Here is a 16,687-nt window from a genome sequence, read left to right as displayed (position 1 = left end):
AATTGGGTGTGTAAGTTCGGTAACCTCGGCCCGGCGATTGAACCTCGCCACAACCATTACGGATTAACGACACTTATGTCTAAGAAACTGCGAATTGGAATCATTGGAAGCGGCGGCATTGCTCAAGGCTGCCATATGCGTGGTTATGCCGCGATCCCTGATCTGTGCGAGATCGTTGCTACTTGCGACGTCAACGAAGCGACTGCTAAAGCTGCGGCTGAAAAGTTCAATGTCGGCGCGACCTATACGGATTACAAAGAGATGTTGGCGAAAGAGAACCTTGACGCCGTCTCCGTCGCGACTCCGAACAAGTTTCACGTAGACCCTACGATTGATGCTTTGAATGCTGGCGTTAACGTTCTTTGCGAGAAGCCGCTTGGTATGAATGCGGACGAGTGCCGCCGCATGTGCGCTGCTGCTCGTGATACGGGCAAGCTGCTTCAGGTTGGATTGCAGAGCCGATTTAACGGTCCATCGGTTTGGCTCAAAAAGTATATCGACGCTGGCAACATGGGCGACATCTACTTTGCTCGCGCGCAGGCTTTACGCCGACGTGGTGTTCCAGGCTGGGGTGTGTTCATCAATAAGGAGCTCCAGGGCGGCGGACCATTGATCGACATTGGTGTTCACATCTTGGATCTTACGTTGTTCTTGATGGGCTACCCGAAGCCTGTTTCGGCGACTGGAAAGACTTGGGACCAGCTGGGTAAGAATCCTGATCTGTACAACGGCATGGGCGACTATGACCGAAGCAAGTTCACTGTTGAGGACTTTGCGGTTGGTTTGATCAAGTTTGACAATGGCGCTGTGATCTCACTTGAGAGTTCGTTCATGGCCAACGGTCCTGATCCGTTCGAGACTCAGCTTTATGGAACCAAGGCTGGTGCGACGGTTAAGCCATATGCTGGTGCCGACGCGATCAAGATTTACACAGAGCAGAACAAGCAGTTGATGGACATTGTGCCTGCGAACATTCCTCATGTGGAGTCTGCGCACGTGGCTGAGGTTGAGGCGTTTGTTCGAGCCATCATTGATGGTAAGCCTTCGGCTGTACCTGGTGAGAACGGTCTGATCCTCAATGCTATCTTTGATGCGATCTATAAGAGCAGCGAGACTGGCAACGAAGAGAAGGTTGACGTAACCTTCTAAACGATACTTGGAGCACCGCGAGTCTTTGGCTCGCGGTGTTTTTTTGTGTCTGGTCGGTTAACTTTTTCGGTCTGACGTGACAGATTGCGTTTGACTTTCGTATCTCCCTTTGGTTAACCATGAAGATTCTCTTTACAGCACAAGCAACAGCCGTCGGTGGGCGAACGGGTCATACCGAGAGCGAAGACGGAAAGATCGCATTTGATTTGGCAATGCCTGGGTCGGGCAAAGAGGGCACGAATCCTGAGCAGCTGTTTGCGCTTGGGTATTCGGCTTGCTTTGATGGTGCGTTGAACTTGACGGCCAAGGTACAGAAGGTGCCTATTACTGGATCGAAGACCAGCGCGAAGGTTGGGCTTGGACAGACAGAGGAAGGCGGATATGCGATTGACGTGGATCTGTATGTGGAAGTAGAAGGCGTTCCTCAGGAAGAGGCACAGAAGCTTGTAGAGGCCGCCCACCAGGTTTGCCCTTATTCGAAGGCTGTTCACGGAAACGTGGATGTTCGGCTTCACGTCACTGCTAAGTAGGTAGATAGGTCTTTGGGTGGCCTTATGGGTCACCTGAAGATATATTGGAGCTTAGATGTTGTTCGCTCTGTTGTTTTCAAGCTCTGTTAATGCTGCAGTTGGGGACCTAGGCGTTACTTTTCTTCCTAGCGGCGTTGCTGCCAAGGTCGACTTTTACGAGACCTTTCAGTCGGAATTTGTTTCTGAGTCTAAGCTCCGGCACAGACCGGTTGGTCTGATCAACCCACACTATGGGACTTTGCAGGTTGTAGGGAAGTCTTTCCAATACATCCTCGACGAACGTCCTGGGAAGCCATCACGGCTGTTTGTGGATACCTATGGGCGTGGGGATCTTACTGGAGTCCGAGGTGTGGAGTTGAAGCCTCAAACCCTCGGGGGGACGACTAAGTTTGTCGGATTCGTGCGAGTGGATATTGGCAAGGGTGTTCCTGTGTCGCTGGGTGTGTACCGATTTGATCCCAAAGACACCTTGCGTGCATACGGCAAGAATCGGCTGTCGTATTACTTGGACTACGGGTACAAGTTGAAATTCAAGCTGGACTCAAAGAGATTCACCACTTATGTTTCCGGCGAGCCGACTGACCACACGATGCTGAATGTGGATCGGAACGGTGATGGACAGATTAGCCAGCGGTACGAGATTATGTCTGTGGGGTCGCCTTTCAACTTTACTGGGACGACTTATCAGTTCTCCCTTTCGGGCGGGCAGCTTCGTCTTGATAAAGCGAAGATTAAATTGCCTCTGACTCCCATGCCTCCGGATGTTGCCATTGGCAAGAAGGCGCTGCCTTTTAAAGCCACCACCCTTGACGGAAAGCTTGTTGAGTTCCCAAAGAGCTATCGAGGGAAGATTGTGATGCTGGATTTCTGGGCGACTTGGTGTCGACCGTGTTTGGCAGAGCTTCCGAATGTGATTCCGGCCTATAAGAAGTGGCATGACAAGGGCTTTGAAATCCTTGGAGTGAGTCTGGATGACAAAGACATGGCTGAGACGCTGAAGTCTTTCACGGCTGAAAGAGGGATGGTCTGGAGCGAGATCTACGAGGGCAAGGGATGGAGCACGAGTCTATGCGACACGTATGATGTTTCAGGGGTCCCTTTTGTGTTGCTTGTGGATGGAGACTCTGGTGAGATTTTAGGCAATGAGGCGACCCTGCGGGGCCCTGGGCTAAGTCAGTTTGTAGGTAAGCAACTGGCGCGGAAGAAAAGTTCATTACGCTAGACGCGTGTTGCCCTTCGCTTAGCTGGTCTCGCCAGGAAGGTCCATGTTAAAGTTTGGACTAGTGTAGCACTACATCCTGAATGGGCCATTTCGCCTTTCCATCTGGCAGCCGATGGTGGGCTCTACGCGGTTGGTTTTTAACGAATCGTTCGATCTAGCTGACATTTTTAGCCATTTGACCGAATTCGTTCTGTCAAAGGACCAGGTTTCCACGCGGTTTGGATTTGCAAGTGGGTTTAACTGATGTTTAATAACACGTGGTATCGCACACGTTTGCGTTACCGAAGAAATTATTCCGCGCCTTAAAGAGGAGGACGCCATCATGCAACGCAAAGCATTTACACTGATTGAACTTCTTGTCGTTATCGCGATCATCGCAATCCTAGCCGCAATCCTTTTCCCAGTATTTGCTCAGGCTAAGCTCGCCGCGAAGAAGACAGCCGACCTTTCGAATATCAAGCAGATGGGCCTTGCTGCTTACACTTATGCAGTTGACAGCGACGATGTTATGCCAGGAACGGCAGTTGTCAGCGCAAATGAGTGGTGGCTAGCTCCTGGTACCAATAGAGACCTTGGATGGATGGATCCAGCTGCTGAGCAGAACTGGGCACGATCCATTTACCCTTATGTTAAGAGCCTGGACTTCTTTGTCTGCCAATCTAATAGGGTGAGCAATGACCCACGATGGGGTAAGTCGAAAACTCCCGGAGCAGGTAACACATCATACGCGGCAAATGGCGCAGTAGGTTTTCGTTCCATCACGACATTGGCTGAACCAGCAGGCATTGTGTATTTGCAGAACATGGGTGAGACTCTTCGCTCTGCTCCAGACCGACCTTACAAGTACGATCGAGTAAACGACTGGTGCAATTCGTTCGACTTAGACATTTTCAGCAGTACCTTCAGTAAGGGTGGAAACCTGGCCTATGCTGACGGTCACGCTAAGTATAAGAAGCGTGTCTCGATCACTTGGAAGGAGCTTGGTTCGACATTGACACCTGCTTGGTATTACAACGGCAAGCAGTGGCAGTGGAAGACTAACGACCAGGCTACTTTGAGTGACCCTGATCTAGGTGTTAACAACACACAGGCGTATTACGAATGCAAACCATGATTACAAGACTTTGCATAGTGGTCATTTTGGCTGGTATCCTTGTTGGATGCGGCGAAGAAACGATTGGATACAAACCTGGCTCGGAGAAAGTCCCACCTCCTCCACCGTCTGCGCCTGCAGGGCCGGGCAATTCATCAGCGGCACCGTCAGGCAATATGCCTAACCCAGGCAAGTAAATATCGAAGCCTCTTCCCACGAGAAGGGGCTTTTTTGTGTCTAGGCGCGGGTAAAAACACCGGTGATGCAATTCTCAACGAAGCTGATTTCGTCGGCCCTGCTTGCACTTGGCGCCTGCATGAGCTTGGCGCAAACTAATCCCGCAGTGGTTCCTGAGCCCAACACACCTAATATCTGGTCTGATCGATGGAAAGAGAAGCTGTCGGCAGTTCAGCACCATCAATATGATCTGATTTGGATTGGGGACTCGATCACTCATGGTTGGGACTGGGATGGCGGCCGACCGGTTTGGGATGCCTTTTATAAGTCGCGAAATGCGATCAGTCTGGGATATAGCGGTGCACGTACTGAGAACCTGATTTGGATGCTCCAAAATGGCGCGATTGATGGTCAGAAGCCGAAGGTTGCTGTGATTCTGATCGGGACGAATAACGCGGACCAGGTTCACTTTTCTCATGCGGATACGCCGGAGCATATTCTTGAGGGCATTTCCAAGATCACTCAGCTAGTTCGGGAAAAGACGCCGGATACGAAGATCATTCTTCTTAAGATTTTTCCTCGGAACAACATTCCGCTCGCTGGGGCGGTTGCGGACAAGGCTGGTGAGCTGAGCAAGAAGCTGGCGGATAACAAGTCGATTTTCTATCTTGATATTAACAAGGTGTTCTTGAAGTCTGATGGCTCGATTGATCCCTATGTGATGCCTGATCTGCTGCACCCGAACAGCCAGGGTTATTACGCGTGGGCAAAGGCTATAGAGCCGCTCTTAGTGAAGCTGATGGGCAAGCAAGTAAATAGTGCCACTCAGCCTGTTTCTAAGTTGGAGCAGGATAGCTATGACTGGTTTGTGCGGCATAACCAGATTCTTGAGGCTAACAAGAAGGGGCCGGTAGACATTGCGTTTATTGGTGACTCGATCACTCATTTCTGGTCGGGTGAGCCTAAGGATGAGCGTGTGACGGGTCCGGTTAGCTGGAAGGAGTTGGTTGGAACTCATCGTGCGGTGAATCTCGGTTTCGGATGGGATCGGATTCAGAACGTGCTGTGGCGGCTGGACAACGGGGAGATGGATCTGCTCAAGCCTAAGGCGGTTGTGATGTTGATTGGGACCAATAACCTGAGCTTTGGTCACGCACGGATCAACACGGACGATGAGATTGTGGACGGCATCAAGGAGATCGTCAAGCGCGTTCGAAGGAAGAGCCAGGCGAAGATTGTTTTGTTGGGACTGCTTCCACGTGATTCGGATCCTAACTCTTTGAATCGTTACCGGATCAAGAATATCAATACTCAGTTAGCGAAGCTGAAGGGTGTGCAGTTTATGGACGTCGGGCCTCAGCTGGTTAAGGCTGACGGGACGTTCATTGACGGCGTTACAAGTGACAGCTTGCACCCGACGGAAGAGGGCTACAAGATTATTGCAGCCGCTCTCAAGCCGGTTTTGGATAAGATCCTTAAGTAGGATTTAGACGCCGAGGCTCGCACGGGCCTCGGCGATTTCTTTGAGCCCTGCTTCGAAGCAGTTCATCATGTTTTCGATGGCTGGGATTGGGGCTCCTGAGTAGGGCCAGACGAAGCCTTCACGGGTTACGTAGCACTCGCGGTTTTTCTTGCCCATGATGCTGAACAGTCTCGGCGGGATGGCGCTTTTGTCTTTGAACAAGATCATGAGCCTTCCACCTCGGGCGTCGAGCTTTTCGATGCCTAGTTCTTTGCCACGGATTCTTTGGGACATGATGGCGAAGGCTTGGCCTACTTCCAGCATGGGTCTGCCGTAGCGATCTTCGACTTCTTTTTGTACTTCGCCCAGCGTCTTTTCGGTCCTTGAGGACATCATGCGCTGGTAGTAGTAGAGTCGCTGCGCTTGATCTTTGATGTAGCTTTCTGGGAGGAGGGCTACAACGGGAACTTCGAAAGCTGGCAATGGCTCAAGCGATTCGAGGGGGTCTCGGGCGTCGTTGTCGTCCGGTACCTTGCCGTCTACGGAGTGCTTGAGCGTTGCTACGGCTTCATTGATAAGTTGGGAGTACAGTTCGTAGCCTACGCTTACCATCGTTCCAGACTGTTTGGCTCCCAGGAGTTCTCCTGCGCCTCTGATTTGAAGGTCGCGGAAGGCTAGGGAATAGCCGGATCCCAGGCTGCTGAATTCCTGGAGGGATTGGAGGCGTGCCATCGCTCCGTCGGTGAGGGAGACTTTGAGTTTCTTACCGCCCGACGCTGCTTGGTTGGCCGCTAGGATGCTTGTTGTGTCTTCGAAGGAAGCTCCTCGGTACAGGAGGTAGGCGTAGGCTTGGCGGTCGGATCGACCGACGCGTCCCCTCAGCTGATAGAGTTGGGAGAGGCCGAGTCGATCTGCGTTCTCAACGATGAGTGTGTTGGCGTTGGAGATGTCGATGCCGTTCTCGATGATCGTTGTGGAGAGGAGGATGTCGATCTCACCCTTGATGAAGCCGACCATGATTGGCTCCAGCTCCTTCTCGTTCATCTGTCCGTGGCCGACGCCGATGCGGGCTGTGGGGACGAGTTTACGGAGTTTCTCGGCTACGTGCATGATCGACTCGACCCTGTTGTAGACGTAGAAGATTTGGCCACCACGTGCGAGTTCGCGGAGGACTGCTTCGCGAACGACTTCACCTGCGTAGGGGCGGACGAAGGTTCGAATTGGGAGGCGTCCTGGGGGTGGGTCGTTGATGAGGGACATCTGGCGGATATCCATCAGCGCCATGCTGAGCGTACGGGGGATGGGTGTTGCCGAGAGGGTGAGGACGTCCACTTCCGTGCGGAGTTTCTTCAGCATCTCTTTCTGTTTCACACCGAATTTGTGCTCTTCATCGATGATGACGAGGCCGAGGTCTTTGAACTCGATACCTGTTCCGAGCAGGCTATGGGTGCCGACGATCATCTCGACTTTGCCGGTCTTGAGGTCTGCGATGAGCTGTTTTTTCTCGGCCGAGTGCGTGAAGCGGTTGATGAGGCCGAGTTTGGTACCGAAGCTTTCGAGTCGCTCGCTGAAGCTTCGGAAGTGTTGCTCGCTCAAGATGGTGGTCGGGCACAGGACGGCTACTTGCCGTCCGCTTTGGACGGCTTTGAAGGCGACACGGATGGCGACCTCGGTTTTCCCGAAGCCTACGTCTCCGCAGACGAGGCGGTCCATGGGGTACTCGGTTTCAAGATCCCTCTTGGCCTCCCGGATCGCTGTCATCTGGCTTGGGGTTTCCACCCAGGGGAAGGTTTGTTCCATCTCGGCCTGGAAGGGCGTATCCGGACCGTAGGTGCGCCGTCGGACTCTCTTCCGCTCTGCGTAGAGCTTCACCAGGTCGCGGGCGAAGGCCTTCGCCTCCTCCTTTGCTTTTCCCAGGGTCCTTTGCCACTCGCCCCCTGTGAGTTTGTTCAGCTTGGGATTCTCATCACCCGGGTTTAGATATTTTTGGATGCGGTCTAGCTGGTCCGCTGGGACGAAGAGTTTGTCTGGAGCTTGATACTCGATGTAGAGGAACTCTTTTTCGACGTTCTCGACTGTTTTCTTAACGAGGCCGCGGAATACGCCGATACCGAAGTTGATGTGAACGACGTAGTCGCCTGGCTTGAGGTCGAGGACGGTCGCGACCGGTGCGCCTTCCATGAAGCGCTTTTGTGGGAGTTTGAGGCGGGCAACGCCGAACAGTTCTGCGTCTGAGATGAAGGCGAATTTCTCATCGGGTAGGACGAATCCGCCGCCGAGGTTGCCGTTGGCGAGGAATGCTTTTCCGCCGGGTGAGTCGTCGTCTGCTGCGGCGTCTTCGATAACGAAGATTTCGCCTCCGCTGAGGACGGTCTTGGCTCGGTGGGGCTGATCTGTGGTGAAGACCACGGTGAAGCCGTCTTTGAGATAGTTCCTTAGGGTGAGAGCCAAGGCATCGGCGCGTCCTCGGTATGAGTCGAGGGAGATCGCGTTGAGTTCCTCGGCGCTTCCGAGTTGGAGCCATGCGGGGATCGAGTTCATGGCGGTGAACGCGATTGTGAGCGGGTGGTTAGCTAGATGCTCGGGTGGGAGCATGAAGTCGTTTACTCGGCTGTGAAGGATCTCGCCCCTTGCTGCTCTTGCTTCGAGGGCTTGGGAGAGTTCTTCGTCTACTCGGGCGGCGATCGATTCTAGCTCTAGGGGTTCGTCTAGGACGAGTAGGTCGGTTTCGTCTAGAAGGTCCATGGCGCAGCCAGAGTCTGGGTGCAGGAGGGGGCGGTAGAGATCGAGTCGGTCGAAGTAGACCTTTCTTGAGAGCGCGTCGGCGTCTTGAGTGATGAGCTCTTCGAGTCTTGCTGCTGCTTCGGCTCCTAGTTGTGCGGACTCGCGCTCCATGTCTTGGAGGAGGAGGTCTTGGAAGTCGGACTCACCGTAGTACAGGGTCTCTCGGGAGGGCGAGAGGGCGAGTGTTTTGACATTGCCGACGGAGCGTTGCGTGTTGGGGTCGAATTTTCGGATGGTCTCGATCTCGTCGCCGAAAAGTTCGATTCGGTAGGGGAGATCGTGACCGGTTGCGTAGACGTCGATGATGCCGCCGCGCCTGCTGTAGGAGCCTGGGATGCGAACGGGTTCTTGGTGTTCGTAGCCGAGGGTGATGAGCTGCCGGAGGAACTTATCGGAGTCGATTTCCTGGCCTACTTTGATGGTGACGTGGGCATCGAGGAGGACGTCCTTCGGAATTGTTCGTTCCAGGGCTGCTTGTGGGGAAGCGATGATGATGGCGGGGGTGTCGCCTGAGAGAGACCGAAGCGCTCCGAGTCGGTCGGAGAGTGCGATGTGCTCTGGGGTCGCGTCCTCGAAGAGGGCAGAGGTTCCGCTGGGGAGCTGGGTGATTGCGTCGTTGGGGACGCCACAGAGTTGAAGTTTTGCCTGCCAAGCCAGCGCGCGCTCGTAGTTTGCGGTGACGATGAGTGTCTTTCTTGGATTCGCTAGGTAGCTAGCGGCAAGCAGCACAGGACGGGCCTCGTAAGCAACGCTCCGTAGTTCCACGGAGCGCAGATCCGATGCCATCGCCTTTTGAATCGTCGACAGGCTGGTTAGGCGACGAGCCCATTCGGCCGTTCGCATATGGGATATAGAATACCTGTAGGTTGGGCTTTAAGGGAGTTGATCGGTCAGATTCAAATTAGGTTCCATGCGTGCGCGAGTCCCGGTATACTCGCGGAAGGTCAATAGCTAATGCCAAAGAGAGTTGAAACCGTAGTCTTGCACGACAGCAGCACGCCCGCTATTGGGGACACCCAGCGTGGCGGTAGCGTGGTGGTCACCACGATCGATACACTTTTGAGTCAAGCCCGTGCTAACTCGCTTTGGCCCCTGACTTTTGGTCTCGCTTGCTGCGCGATTGAGATGATGGGAAGCGTTGCTTCTCGGTTTGACTTGGCTCGATTTGGATCTGAGGCTTTTCGTGCGACGCCTCGACAGGCTGATGTGATGATCATTGCGGGGCGTGTGAGCAAGAAGATGGCTCCTGTTTTGCGACAGATTTACGATCAGATGCCTGAGCCAAAGTGGGTGATCTCGATGGGCGCTTGTGCTTCCTCGGGCGGTGTTTACAACAATTACGCGATCGTTCAGGGTGCTGATCAGATCGTTCCTGTTGATGTGTACGTGCCGGGATGCCCTCCATCGCCGGATGCTCTTATCTATGGCGTGCTGAAGCTTCAAGAGAAGATCAAGCGCGGCACGGGTGCTAAGAGTTGGAAGGAGTTGAAGCTGGGCGAGACGACTCCGCGAACTCTTGAAGAGGTGAACTCTTAATGGCTGTCCTGAAAGATGTCATCAAGCCGATTTATGCCGGCTTCGGTATTACTCGGCGCCGGCTGAGCACGAAGAAGGTCACGGTCATGTATCCGGAAGAGCGGCGTGAGCAGTTTGCTAGGACTCGATGGCGCCACGTTCTTACTCGGTATGACAGCGGCTTGGAGCGATGTATTGGGTGCTCTCTGTGTGCGGGCGCATGTCCAGCTCGATGTATCTATGTTGAGGCGGCTGAGAATACGGATCAGGAAAGATACTCACCAGGCGAGCGGTATGCGGCTCGCTATGAGATCAATATGATTCGGTGCATCTTCTGCGGATACTGCCAGGAGGCATGTCCGACGGGTGCGATTGTTTTGAGAAACGACTTTGAGCTTGCCAACTACAAGCGCGAAGACTTTATTTATACGAAGGAAATGCTGCTTCAGCCAGCTCCTTTGGAATCCAAGTAACCGTACGGGTTCTAAAAGTTAGGACTTCTGCGCAAAGTTGTGCGATCAATCGGCTCAACTTTGCGTAGACTGTTCCGACATGACCGCTAAGATTCTGATTCCTTTGCTTGCGCTTGCAGTCATTGCTGGGTGCAATAGTTCTTCTTCATCTGAGGCGACCAAGAAAGATGATGGCAAGAAGCTAAAGGTTGCCCTTTTGACGCCTGGTCCTGTCAGTGATGCTGGCTGGAGTGCTCTTGCTTACGACGGATTGCAGGGCATTAAGCAAGATTTGGGTGCTGAGGTAGCCAACCAGGAAGCGACAGGCGCGAAGATCAAAGATGCCATGCGGACTTATGCTCAGCAGGGCTTTGACCTTGTGATTGGTCATGGCTTTGAATACAACGAGTTTGGAGTCCAGGTAGCGAAGGACTTTCCTAAGACGGTGTTTGTGAGTTCTTCGGGAGGGAAGACTGCTGCGAACGCTGGAGCTTTCCGATTCTATCTTGAGCAGAGTTTCTATCTTTCGGGAATGCTCGCGGCTAAGATGAGTAAGACTGGGAAGATTGGGTCTGTGGCTGTCCAGAACTATCCGAGCATCATGTCTACGATTAAGGCTTATGAGGCTGGGGCGAAAGCTGCGAATCCTAAGATTGTGATCATTCCGACTACGTTCTTTGGAACTGAGGGTGACATTGCTAAGGCGAAGCAGGCGACTGGGGAAGTGCTTTCTCAGGGTGCGGACTTTGTGATTCACCAGGCGAATGCTGCTGCTCAGGGCGTTTTTGATGCTTGTAAAGAGAAGAATGTTTACGCGTTTGGGTCGAATGCTGATCAGAACGCGAATCCTAGCGGCATTGTGATTGCCAGTGCGACGATTGTATCCAAGCCTGCGTTTTTGGAATTGGCTAAGCAGGTTCAGGCGGGAACGTATAAGGGTGCTGTTCAGTTGTTTGGTGCCGATAAGGGAGCAATTGATTTTGTGATCAATCCTAAGCTGAAGGATAAGGTCCCTGCTGATGTGATTAAGTTGCTTGATGACACGATGGCCAAGATCAAGAGCGGCGCTCTTGTTGTTCCGAAAGACGAATTCTAACTTGCTAGAAGTTAAAAACGTTTCCAAACGATACGGATCTCTCCTGGCTTTGGATGATGTTTCGGCATCGTTCAAGCCAGGGGAGATTCATGCTGTTGCGGGTGAGAACGGAGCTGGAAAATCGACCCTGATGGGTGTGATGACCGGCTTTGTTCTGCCGGACAGTGGGAGCGTGACCCTTGATGGATCTCCTATCCCTTTGGGACAAGCGTTTGCTTGTAAGCATCTGGGAATTGAGATGATTCACCAGCACTTTACGCTGGTGCCCGAGTTTACGGTTGAGGAGAACTTTGCGTTGGCGGCCCTTGATCGGTTGTCGCGGAAGGTTGATGTTTCTTCGATGGCAGCTAAGGCACTCTCTCTTGCTCAAGAGTTAGGGTGGGATCTGGATGGGAAGGCTAAGGTTCGGAATCTGCCGGTTGGTGTTCAGCAGCGCATTGAGATTTTGAAGGCGCTTGCTGGCGATGCGAAGGTTCTGGTGTTTGATGAACCTACTGCGGTGCTTTCTCCTGACGAGGTTGAAGATCTGTTTCGGGTTCTTCGTGAACTTAGATCTGAAGGGCGCACCATTGTTTTGATTGCCCACAAGTTGAGTGAGGTTATGTCGGTTTCCGACCGTGTGACGGTCTTGAGGAAAGGGAAGCGGATCGCTTCCGAGGTGATGTCCAAGGTTTCTGCGACACAGCTTGCTACTTGGATGGTGGGCGAGATGCCTACTGAGAACAATTCGGTTGTTAGTCAGGATCTCAGGGAGGGGCTTTCTGTAAGAGACCTTCATGTTCTGGGGGATCGTGGTGAGGAGGCTGTGCGAGGGCTGTCTTTCGAGGCTCAGGCGGGGGAGATTCTGGGGATCGGCGGTGTGGATGGAAACGGTCAGATTGAACTCGCTGAGGCCCTTGCGCTTATTCGGATGACCTCAGGTGGATCTCTTGAGTGGAAGGGGCAGCCTCTTGGACGTGAGGTTACGGTTGGCTATATTCCTCAGGATCGTCAGCGTGATGGGTTGGCGATGGGCATGACGATTTTGGAGAACATGCTTGTGACTGGCTACCAGAGGGAGGATCTGACCAAGGGGCCGTTTTTGCGATCGGGCAAGATTCTTGAGTGGGGAACTGGGCTGATCGAGTGGTTTCAGATCAAGTCGGAGTCGGTGAATGAGCGTGTGGCTTCGCTGAGTGGTGGTAATCAGCAGAAGGTTGTGGTGAGCCGAACGCTGGATCAGACGCCGAGTCTGTTAGTGGTAATGAGTCCTACGCGTGGATTGGACATCAAGGCTACGGAGTATGTTCACCGGACTTTGCGGGAAGCTCGGGATAAGGGGGCAGCCGTTGTTTTGTTCTCGACTGACTTGGATGAGCTGGCCGCTATTGCTGATCGCACTGTTTACATGAGTCGGGGAGCTTTGAGAGAGGCGACGAGTGCTGAGGCGCTTGTGGGCGGTTCCAGTTGAAGAAGCTTTTGTGGGGCTTGGTTACCGCTGGAGGCTTGCTTCTCATTTTGGTGATTACGCTTGCCGTTTTTGGGTTACCGGTGGGTGGGTCGCTTCAGTTGATTGCGCAGGGTGCTTTTGGAGACAAGTTTGGGGTTGCTCGTACTCTGGTGAAGACGACACCGTTGCTACTGTGTGGACTTGGGATGGTTGTCGCTTGGCGCTCGGGGATGTACAACATTGGCGGGGAAGGCCAGTTTGTGATGGGCGGGCTGAGTGGCGGGATCTTAGCCAAGTTTCTCATTGATGGGAAATCTGGGGGTGGACCTGCCCAGATCTTTCTGATCTTGTTGTGTTGCTCCTTTGGTGGAGCTGCATGGTCTTGGCTTGCGGGTTGGCTTTATGTGCGGCGAGGGGTTGAGGTGGTGATCAGCACGATCTTGCTGAACTTTATCTCCATACAGATCCTTGGGTGGGCTGTGAGTGGGCCTTTGCAGGAGGGTAAGAAGCAGGTTCCGTTGAGTGAGTTGTTGCCGGATGGTCTGCTTCTGTGGAAGCCGGATCGTCAGACGGAGTTGAACGCGGGGATCTTCATTGCGATCCTTATGGCGGTTGTTTTGTATGTGTTTCTGTTTCGGACGAAGGCTGGGTATGTGATTCGGTTGACCGGTGATAGCAAGCGGGTTGCTCGGGCGAATCGGATTGATGCTCCTTCGGCTCAGCTTCGAGCGATGTTGATCTCTGGGGCTCTGTGTGGGTTGGCTGGTGGGATTGAATATACGGGGGTAGCGGGGCAGCTTGGGACTGGGTTTTCGCAGCAGTGGGGCTTTTTGGCGATTCCGGTTGCGTTGCTTGGGGGCTTACATCCGCTGCTGGTGGTGCTCAGTGCTCTGTATTTTGGGGCGCTGTTTGCTGGGTCTGAGAACTTGGCTCGGTTTACGACGGCTGGGACGACTTTGATCTTTGTGATCCAGGCGGCGGCTGTGCTTGGTTTTGTGGGGATCCGGTATGCGATTGAGAAGCGGCAGGCGATGTCTGTGAAGGAGCAGAGTTGAGCGTCCTGATCATTGCTCAGTATCTGCTCGTGCTGTTTCAGTATTCGGCGCCTGTGGCGCTGGCGGCTCTTGGTGAAACGGTGACTCAGAAGTCGGGTGTGATCAACATTGGCCTGGAAGGATGCATGTTGACAGGGGCATTCTTTGGGATGTTTGTTAGCCTGGTTACGGGTAGTCCTTTGTTGGGGGTTGGGGCTGCCGTGCTTAGCAGTTTTTTCATTGCGTCTCTGTTTGGGGTCTTTACAGTTTATTTGGGCAGTGACCAGGTGGTGGTGGGTACCGCGATTAACCTTTTGACGCTGGGGCTGACTGGCACTCTGTATCGGATTCGGTTTGGGCAGAGTGGGCAGCTTCTTACTGTTCCGAAGGTCGGGGCTTGGTTTGGGATTGACCCGATTCTGGTGTTTATGGTTTTGAGCGTGCCTTTGCTTTGGTTCTTTCTTAATCGGACTGGATGGGGGCTGGCGATACGGAGCGTGGGCGAGTATCCGAAGTCGGCTGAAGCGGCTGGTTTTTCGGTTGTGAGGCTGCGGATGACCGCTTTGCTGATTGGCGGATTGTACGCGGGGCTTGCTGGGGCGTACTTGTCTTTAGTGATCGCAGGGTCGTTTGCGGAGAATATGACTGCTGGGCGAGGGTTTGTGGCGATTGCGATGGTGACGTTTGGGCGTTGGCGTGCTCCTTGGGTATTTGCTGCGGCTCTGTTGATTGGTTTTGCGGAGAGTCTGCAGTTCAAGTTTCAGGCTTTTGGGTGGCACGTGCCTTTCCAGTTATTTATTGCTCTGCCTTATGTGATTTCGTTAATTGTTTTGGTGGTTGTTGGAAAAGGCACGATTGCACCGGGAGCTTTGGCTCAGTCGTATCGTAGGGATAAGTGATGCCGAATCTGACGACTTTGCCCCAGGTCTCGATGACCCGCCGCATTACGTTTTCGAGTGGTCACCGATACTGGATTCCTAATCTTAATGAGGCTGAGAATCGAGCGTTGTTTGGGAAGTGGGCAAACCCTTACAATCATGGTCATAACTATGTTCTTTTTGTGACCGTGACAGGCCATGTTGATCCGGCGAACGGCATGATTGTGAACATCAAGCGGGTTGATGACGTTTTGAAGACGCTCATTGTCTCTGCGTTCGATGGGAAGAGCATTAACGATGAGATTGCCTATTTTCAGGATCACTCCAGTTCGTTAGAGAACTTGCTGCTTTACTTGCGCGACGTTTTGCTGGAGGACTCGGCTGAATCGCTAAGCCAGTTGCCTCAGATTCGACTTACCCATCTTCGCCTGGAGGAGTTTCCGCTCCTTTATGCTGATTTAGACATCCCAACGAATACCATGACCCTCACACGCGTGTACGAGTTTGCCGCTTCTCATCGATTGCACATTCCTGATTTGAGTCTGGAAGAGAACCTCCAGTTGTTTGGAAAGTGTAACAATGCCGCAGGTCACGGGCACAATTATGTTTTAGAGGTCACTGTTGAGGGGACTCCTTCTGATCGGACCGGGATGATGGTCGATCTGGAGGCTTTGGATGGGAAAGTGAAGGAGCTGATTCTGGATCGATATGACCACAAGAACCTGAGTTATGATCTTCCGGAGTTTGAGGGTAAGAATTCGACCAGTGAAGTGGTAGTCCTTCAGATTTTTGAGACCTTGAAGGGTCAACTACCTGCTAAGCTTCATCGAGTACGGTTGCACGAGACCGCGCGGAATATCTTTGAGGTTACTGCATGAGTGTTTCTCATACCAAATGTGTTGTCATCACTGGGGCAAGTAGCGGAATTGGTCTTGCCAGTGCGCAGAAGTTGGCTGAGGACGGCCATGAACTGGTGCTAGCTGGGCGAAGGCTAGGGTTGCTACAGGAGCTTGCTACTCAGATTTCGCTAGAGGGAGGGGTTGCACACCCTATCGCGTTGGATTTATCGGATCCAGAATCGGTGAACGAGTTCATCGGCAAGGCGAGGAAGACATGTGGTGACGGTTTTCCGGTGTTGATCAATGCTGCGGGCATCGCTGAGTTTGGCGACTTTACGAAGATGGATCTGGAGAAGATCGACCTTCAGCTTCAGATCAATCTTACGGCACCCATTCATCTATGTCACGCCGCTTTGCCTTGGATGTTGGAGCACGGCGGGGGACAGATTGTGAATGTGCTGAGCGTGGTGGCGTCGCAGGTGTTTGCTGGGACGGCTGTTTACAGTGCTTCGAAGGCTGGCCTTCATATGTTTGGGAAGGCGATCGCGGCTGAGTACCGCCGGAAGGGGATTCGTGTGACCTCGCTATTGCCTGGGGCGGTTAACACGCCTATCTGGGATGGGATGGCTGGGGCGCCGGATCGGGAGAAGATGATTCCTGTGGATGGAATTGCTACGGCGATTCACGACATTGTTAACATGCCGCATGATCGGAATGTGGATGAGATGCTGATCATGCCTCCAACAGGCATCTTGTAGCGATACGGGTTTGGCATTTTCACAACAATGCGTTAACCTAAACGTAGTAAATATAGACAATCTTAGTGCGGCTTATATTAAGTCGCACACGTCTTAATTATTCGAAGCATGGCGATTCGTGACTTTCTGATACCGATAAGGCAGACGTGCCCCCCAACCTGGTGGGACACGATGATAATACGCGTCTGCGTCAGTCGATTTGAAAAGCCCGTGTGCGTTCGCATGCGGGCTTTTTTGTTGCCTGCATTGCCAGTTTCAACCTCGTTGAG

General features: G+C 53.0%; 14 protein-coding genes. 13 read left to right on the top strand and 1 reads right to left on the bottom strand.

What is annotated here, in order from left to right; translation table 11 throughout:
• Positions 1-75 precede the first annotated feature (75 nt).
• The 5 genes from ACZ51B_RS00525 (at position 76) to ACZ51B_RS00505 (ending at position 5,654) form a co-directional block, all read left to right on the top strand.
• Positions 76-1,149: a Gfo/Idh/MocA family protein gene (locus ACZ51B_RS00525; RefSeq protein ID WP_464295280.1), complete on the top strand. Its 1,074-nt coding sequence runs from the start codon at positions 76-78 to the stop codon at positions 1,147-1,149.
• Positions 1,150-1,268: 119 nt separating this feature from the next.
• A complete protein-coding gene (locus tag ACZ51B_RS00520) occupies positions 1,269-1,679 on the top strand; it encodes an organic hydroperoxide resistance protein (RefSeq protein ID WP_464295279.1) in 411 nt (136 codons plus the stop codon).
• 55 nt (positions 1,680-1,734) lie between these two features.
• Complete coding sequence (locus ACZ51B_RS00515) at positions 1,735-2,901, top strand: TlpA family protein disulfide reductase (protein ID WP_464295278.1); 1,167 nt, start codon at positions 1,735-1,737, stop codon at positions 2,899-2,901.
• 322 nt (positions 2,902-3,223) lie between these two features.
• Positions 3,224-4,015: a prepilin-type N-terminal cleavage/methylation domain-containing protein gene (locus ACZ51B_RS00510; protein WP_464295277.1), complete on the top strand. Its 792-nt coding sequence runs from the start codon at positions 3,224-3,226 to the stop codon at positions 4,013-4,015.
• Between the two features lie 241 nt (positions 4,016-4,256).
• Positions 4,257-5,654 (top strand): GDSL-type esterase/lipase family protein, encoded by a 1,398-nt coding sequence (locus ACZ51B_RS00505; RefSeq protein WP_464295276.1) that lies wholly within the window; start codon positions 4,257-4,259, stop codon positions 5,652-5,654.
• 3 nt (positions 5,655-5,657) lie between these two features.
• Here the strand turns inward: ACZ51B_RS00505 and mfd are convergent, their stop codons facing one another.
• Positions 5,658-9,260 carry a transcription-repair coupling factor gene (mfd, locus tag ACZ51B_RS00500; protein ID WP_464295275.1) on the bottom strand — a complete coding sequence of 1,201 codons (3,603 nt, stop codon included), beginning with the start codon at positions 9,258-9,260 and terminating at the stop codon, positions 5,658-5,660.
• A gap of 111 nt (positions 9,261-9,371) precedes the next feature.
• On the opposite strand from mfd, the gene ACZ51B_RS00495 reads away from it, so the two are divergent.
• The 8 genes from ACZ51B_RS00495 to ACZ51B_RS00460 all read left to right on the top strand — a co-directional run bounded on the left by ACZ51B_RS00495 (position 9,372) and on the right by ACZ51B_RS00460 (position 16,418).
• Positions 9,372-9,953, top strand: coding sequence for an NADH-quinone oxidoreductase subunit B (locus ACZ51B_RS00495; RefSeq protein ID WP_464295274.1), 582 nt, complete (start codon positions 9,372-9,374; stop codon positions 9,951-9,953).
• A complete protein-coding gene (nuoI, locus tag ACZ51B_RS00490) occupies positions 9,953-10,405 on the top strand; it encodes an NADH-quinone oxidoreductase subunit NuoI (protein ID WP_464295273.1) in 453 nt (150 codons plus the stop codon). The genes ACZ51B_RS00495 and nuoI overlap by 1 nt, the downstream gene beginning before the upstream one ends.
• 79 nt (positions 10,406-10,484) lie before the next feature.
• Positions 10,485-11,480 carry a BMP family protein gene (locus ACZ51B_RS00485; protein WP_464295272.1) on the top strand — a complete coding sequence of 332 codons (996 nt, stop codon included), beginning with the start codon at positions 10,485-10,487 and terminating at the stop codon, positions 11,478-11,480.
• A gap of 1 nt (position 11,481) precedes the next feature.
• The gene (locus ACZ51B_RS00480; RefSeq protein WP_464295271.1) at positions 11,482-12,930 is read left to right on the top strand and encodes an ABC transporter ATP-binding protein; all 1,449 of its coding nucleotides are present in this window, start codon (positions 11,482-11,484) and stop codon (positions 12,928-12,930) included.
• Positions 12,927-13,964 (top strand): ABC transporter permease, encoded by a 1,038-nt coding sequence (locus ACZ51B_RS00475; RefSeq protein ID WP_464295270.1) that lies wholly within the window; start codon positions 12,927-12,929, stop codon positions 13,962-13,964. Before ACZ51B_RS00480 ends, ACZ51B_RS00475 begins: the two co-directional genes overlap by 4 nt.
• A complete protein-coding gene (locus ACZ51B_RS00470; RefSeq protein ID WP_464295269.1) occupies positions 13,961-14,842 on the top strand; it encodes an ABC transporter permease in 882 nt (293 codons plus the stop codon). The genes ACZ51B_RS00475 and ACZ51B_RS00470 overlap by 4 nt, the downstream gene beginning before the upstream one ends.
• Positions 14,842-15,699 (top strand): 6-carboxytetrahydropterin synthase, encoded by an 858-nt coding sequence (locus ACZ51B_RS00465; protein ID WP_464295268.1) that lies wholly within the window; start codon positions 14,842-14,844, stop codon positions 15,697-15,699. The genes ACZ51B_RS00470 and ACZ51B_RS00465 overlap by 1 nt, the downstream gene beginning before the upstream one ends.
• Positions 15,696-16,418 (top strand): SDR family oxidoreductase, encoded by a 723-nt coding sequence (locus tag ACZ51B_RS00460; RefSeq protein WP_464295267.1) that lies wholly within the window; start codon positions 15,696-15,698, stop codon positions 16,416-16,418. Before ACZ51B_RS00465 ends, ACZ51B_RS00460 begins: the two co-directional genes overlap by 4 nt.
• Positions 16,419-16,687: the final 269 nt, after the last annotated feature.

This window comes from Fimbriimonas sp. LA-C6 (assembly GCF_055398105.1).
The sequence above is the reverse complement of the archived record's forward strand: the minus strand, read 5'-3'. Positions and strand labels throughout refer to the sequence as shown.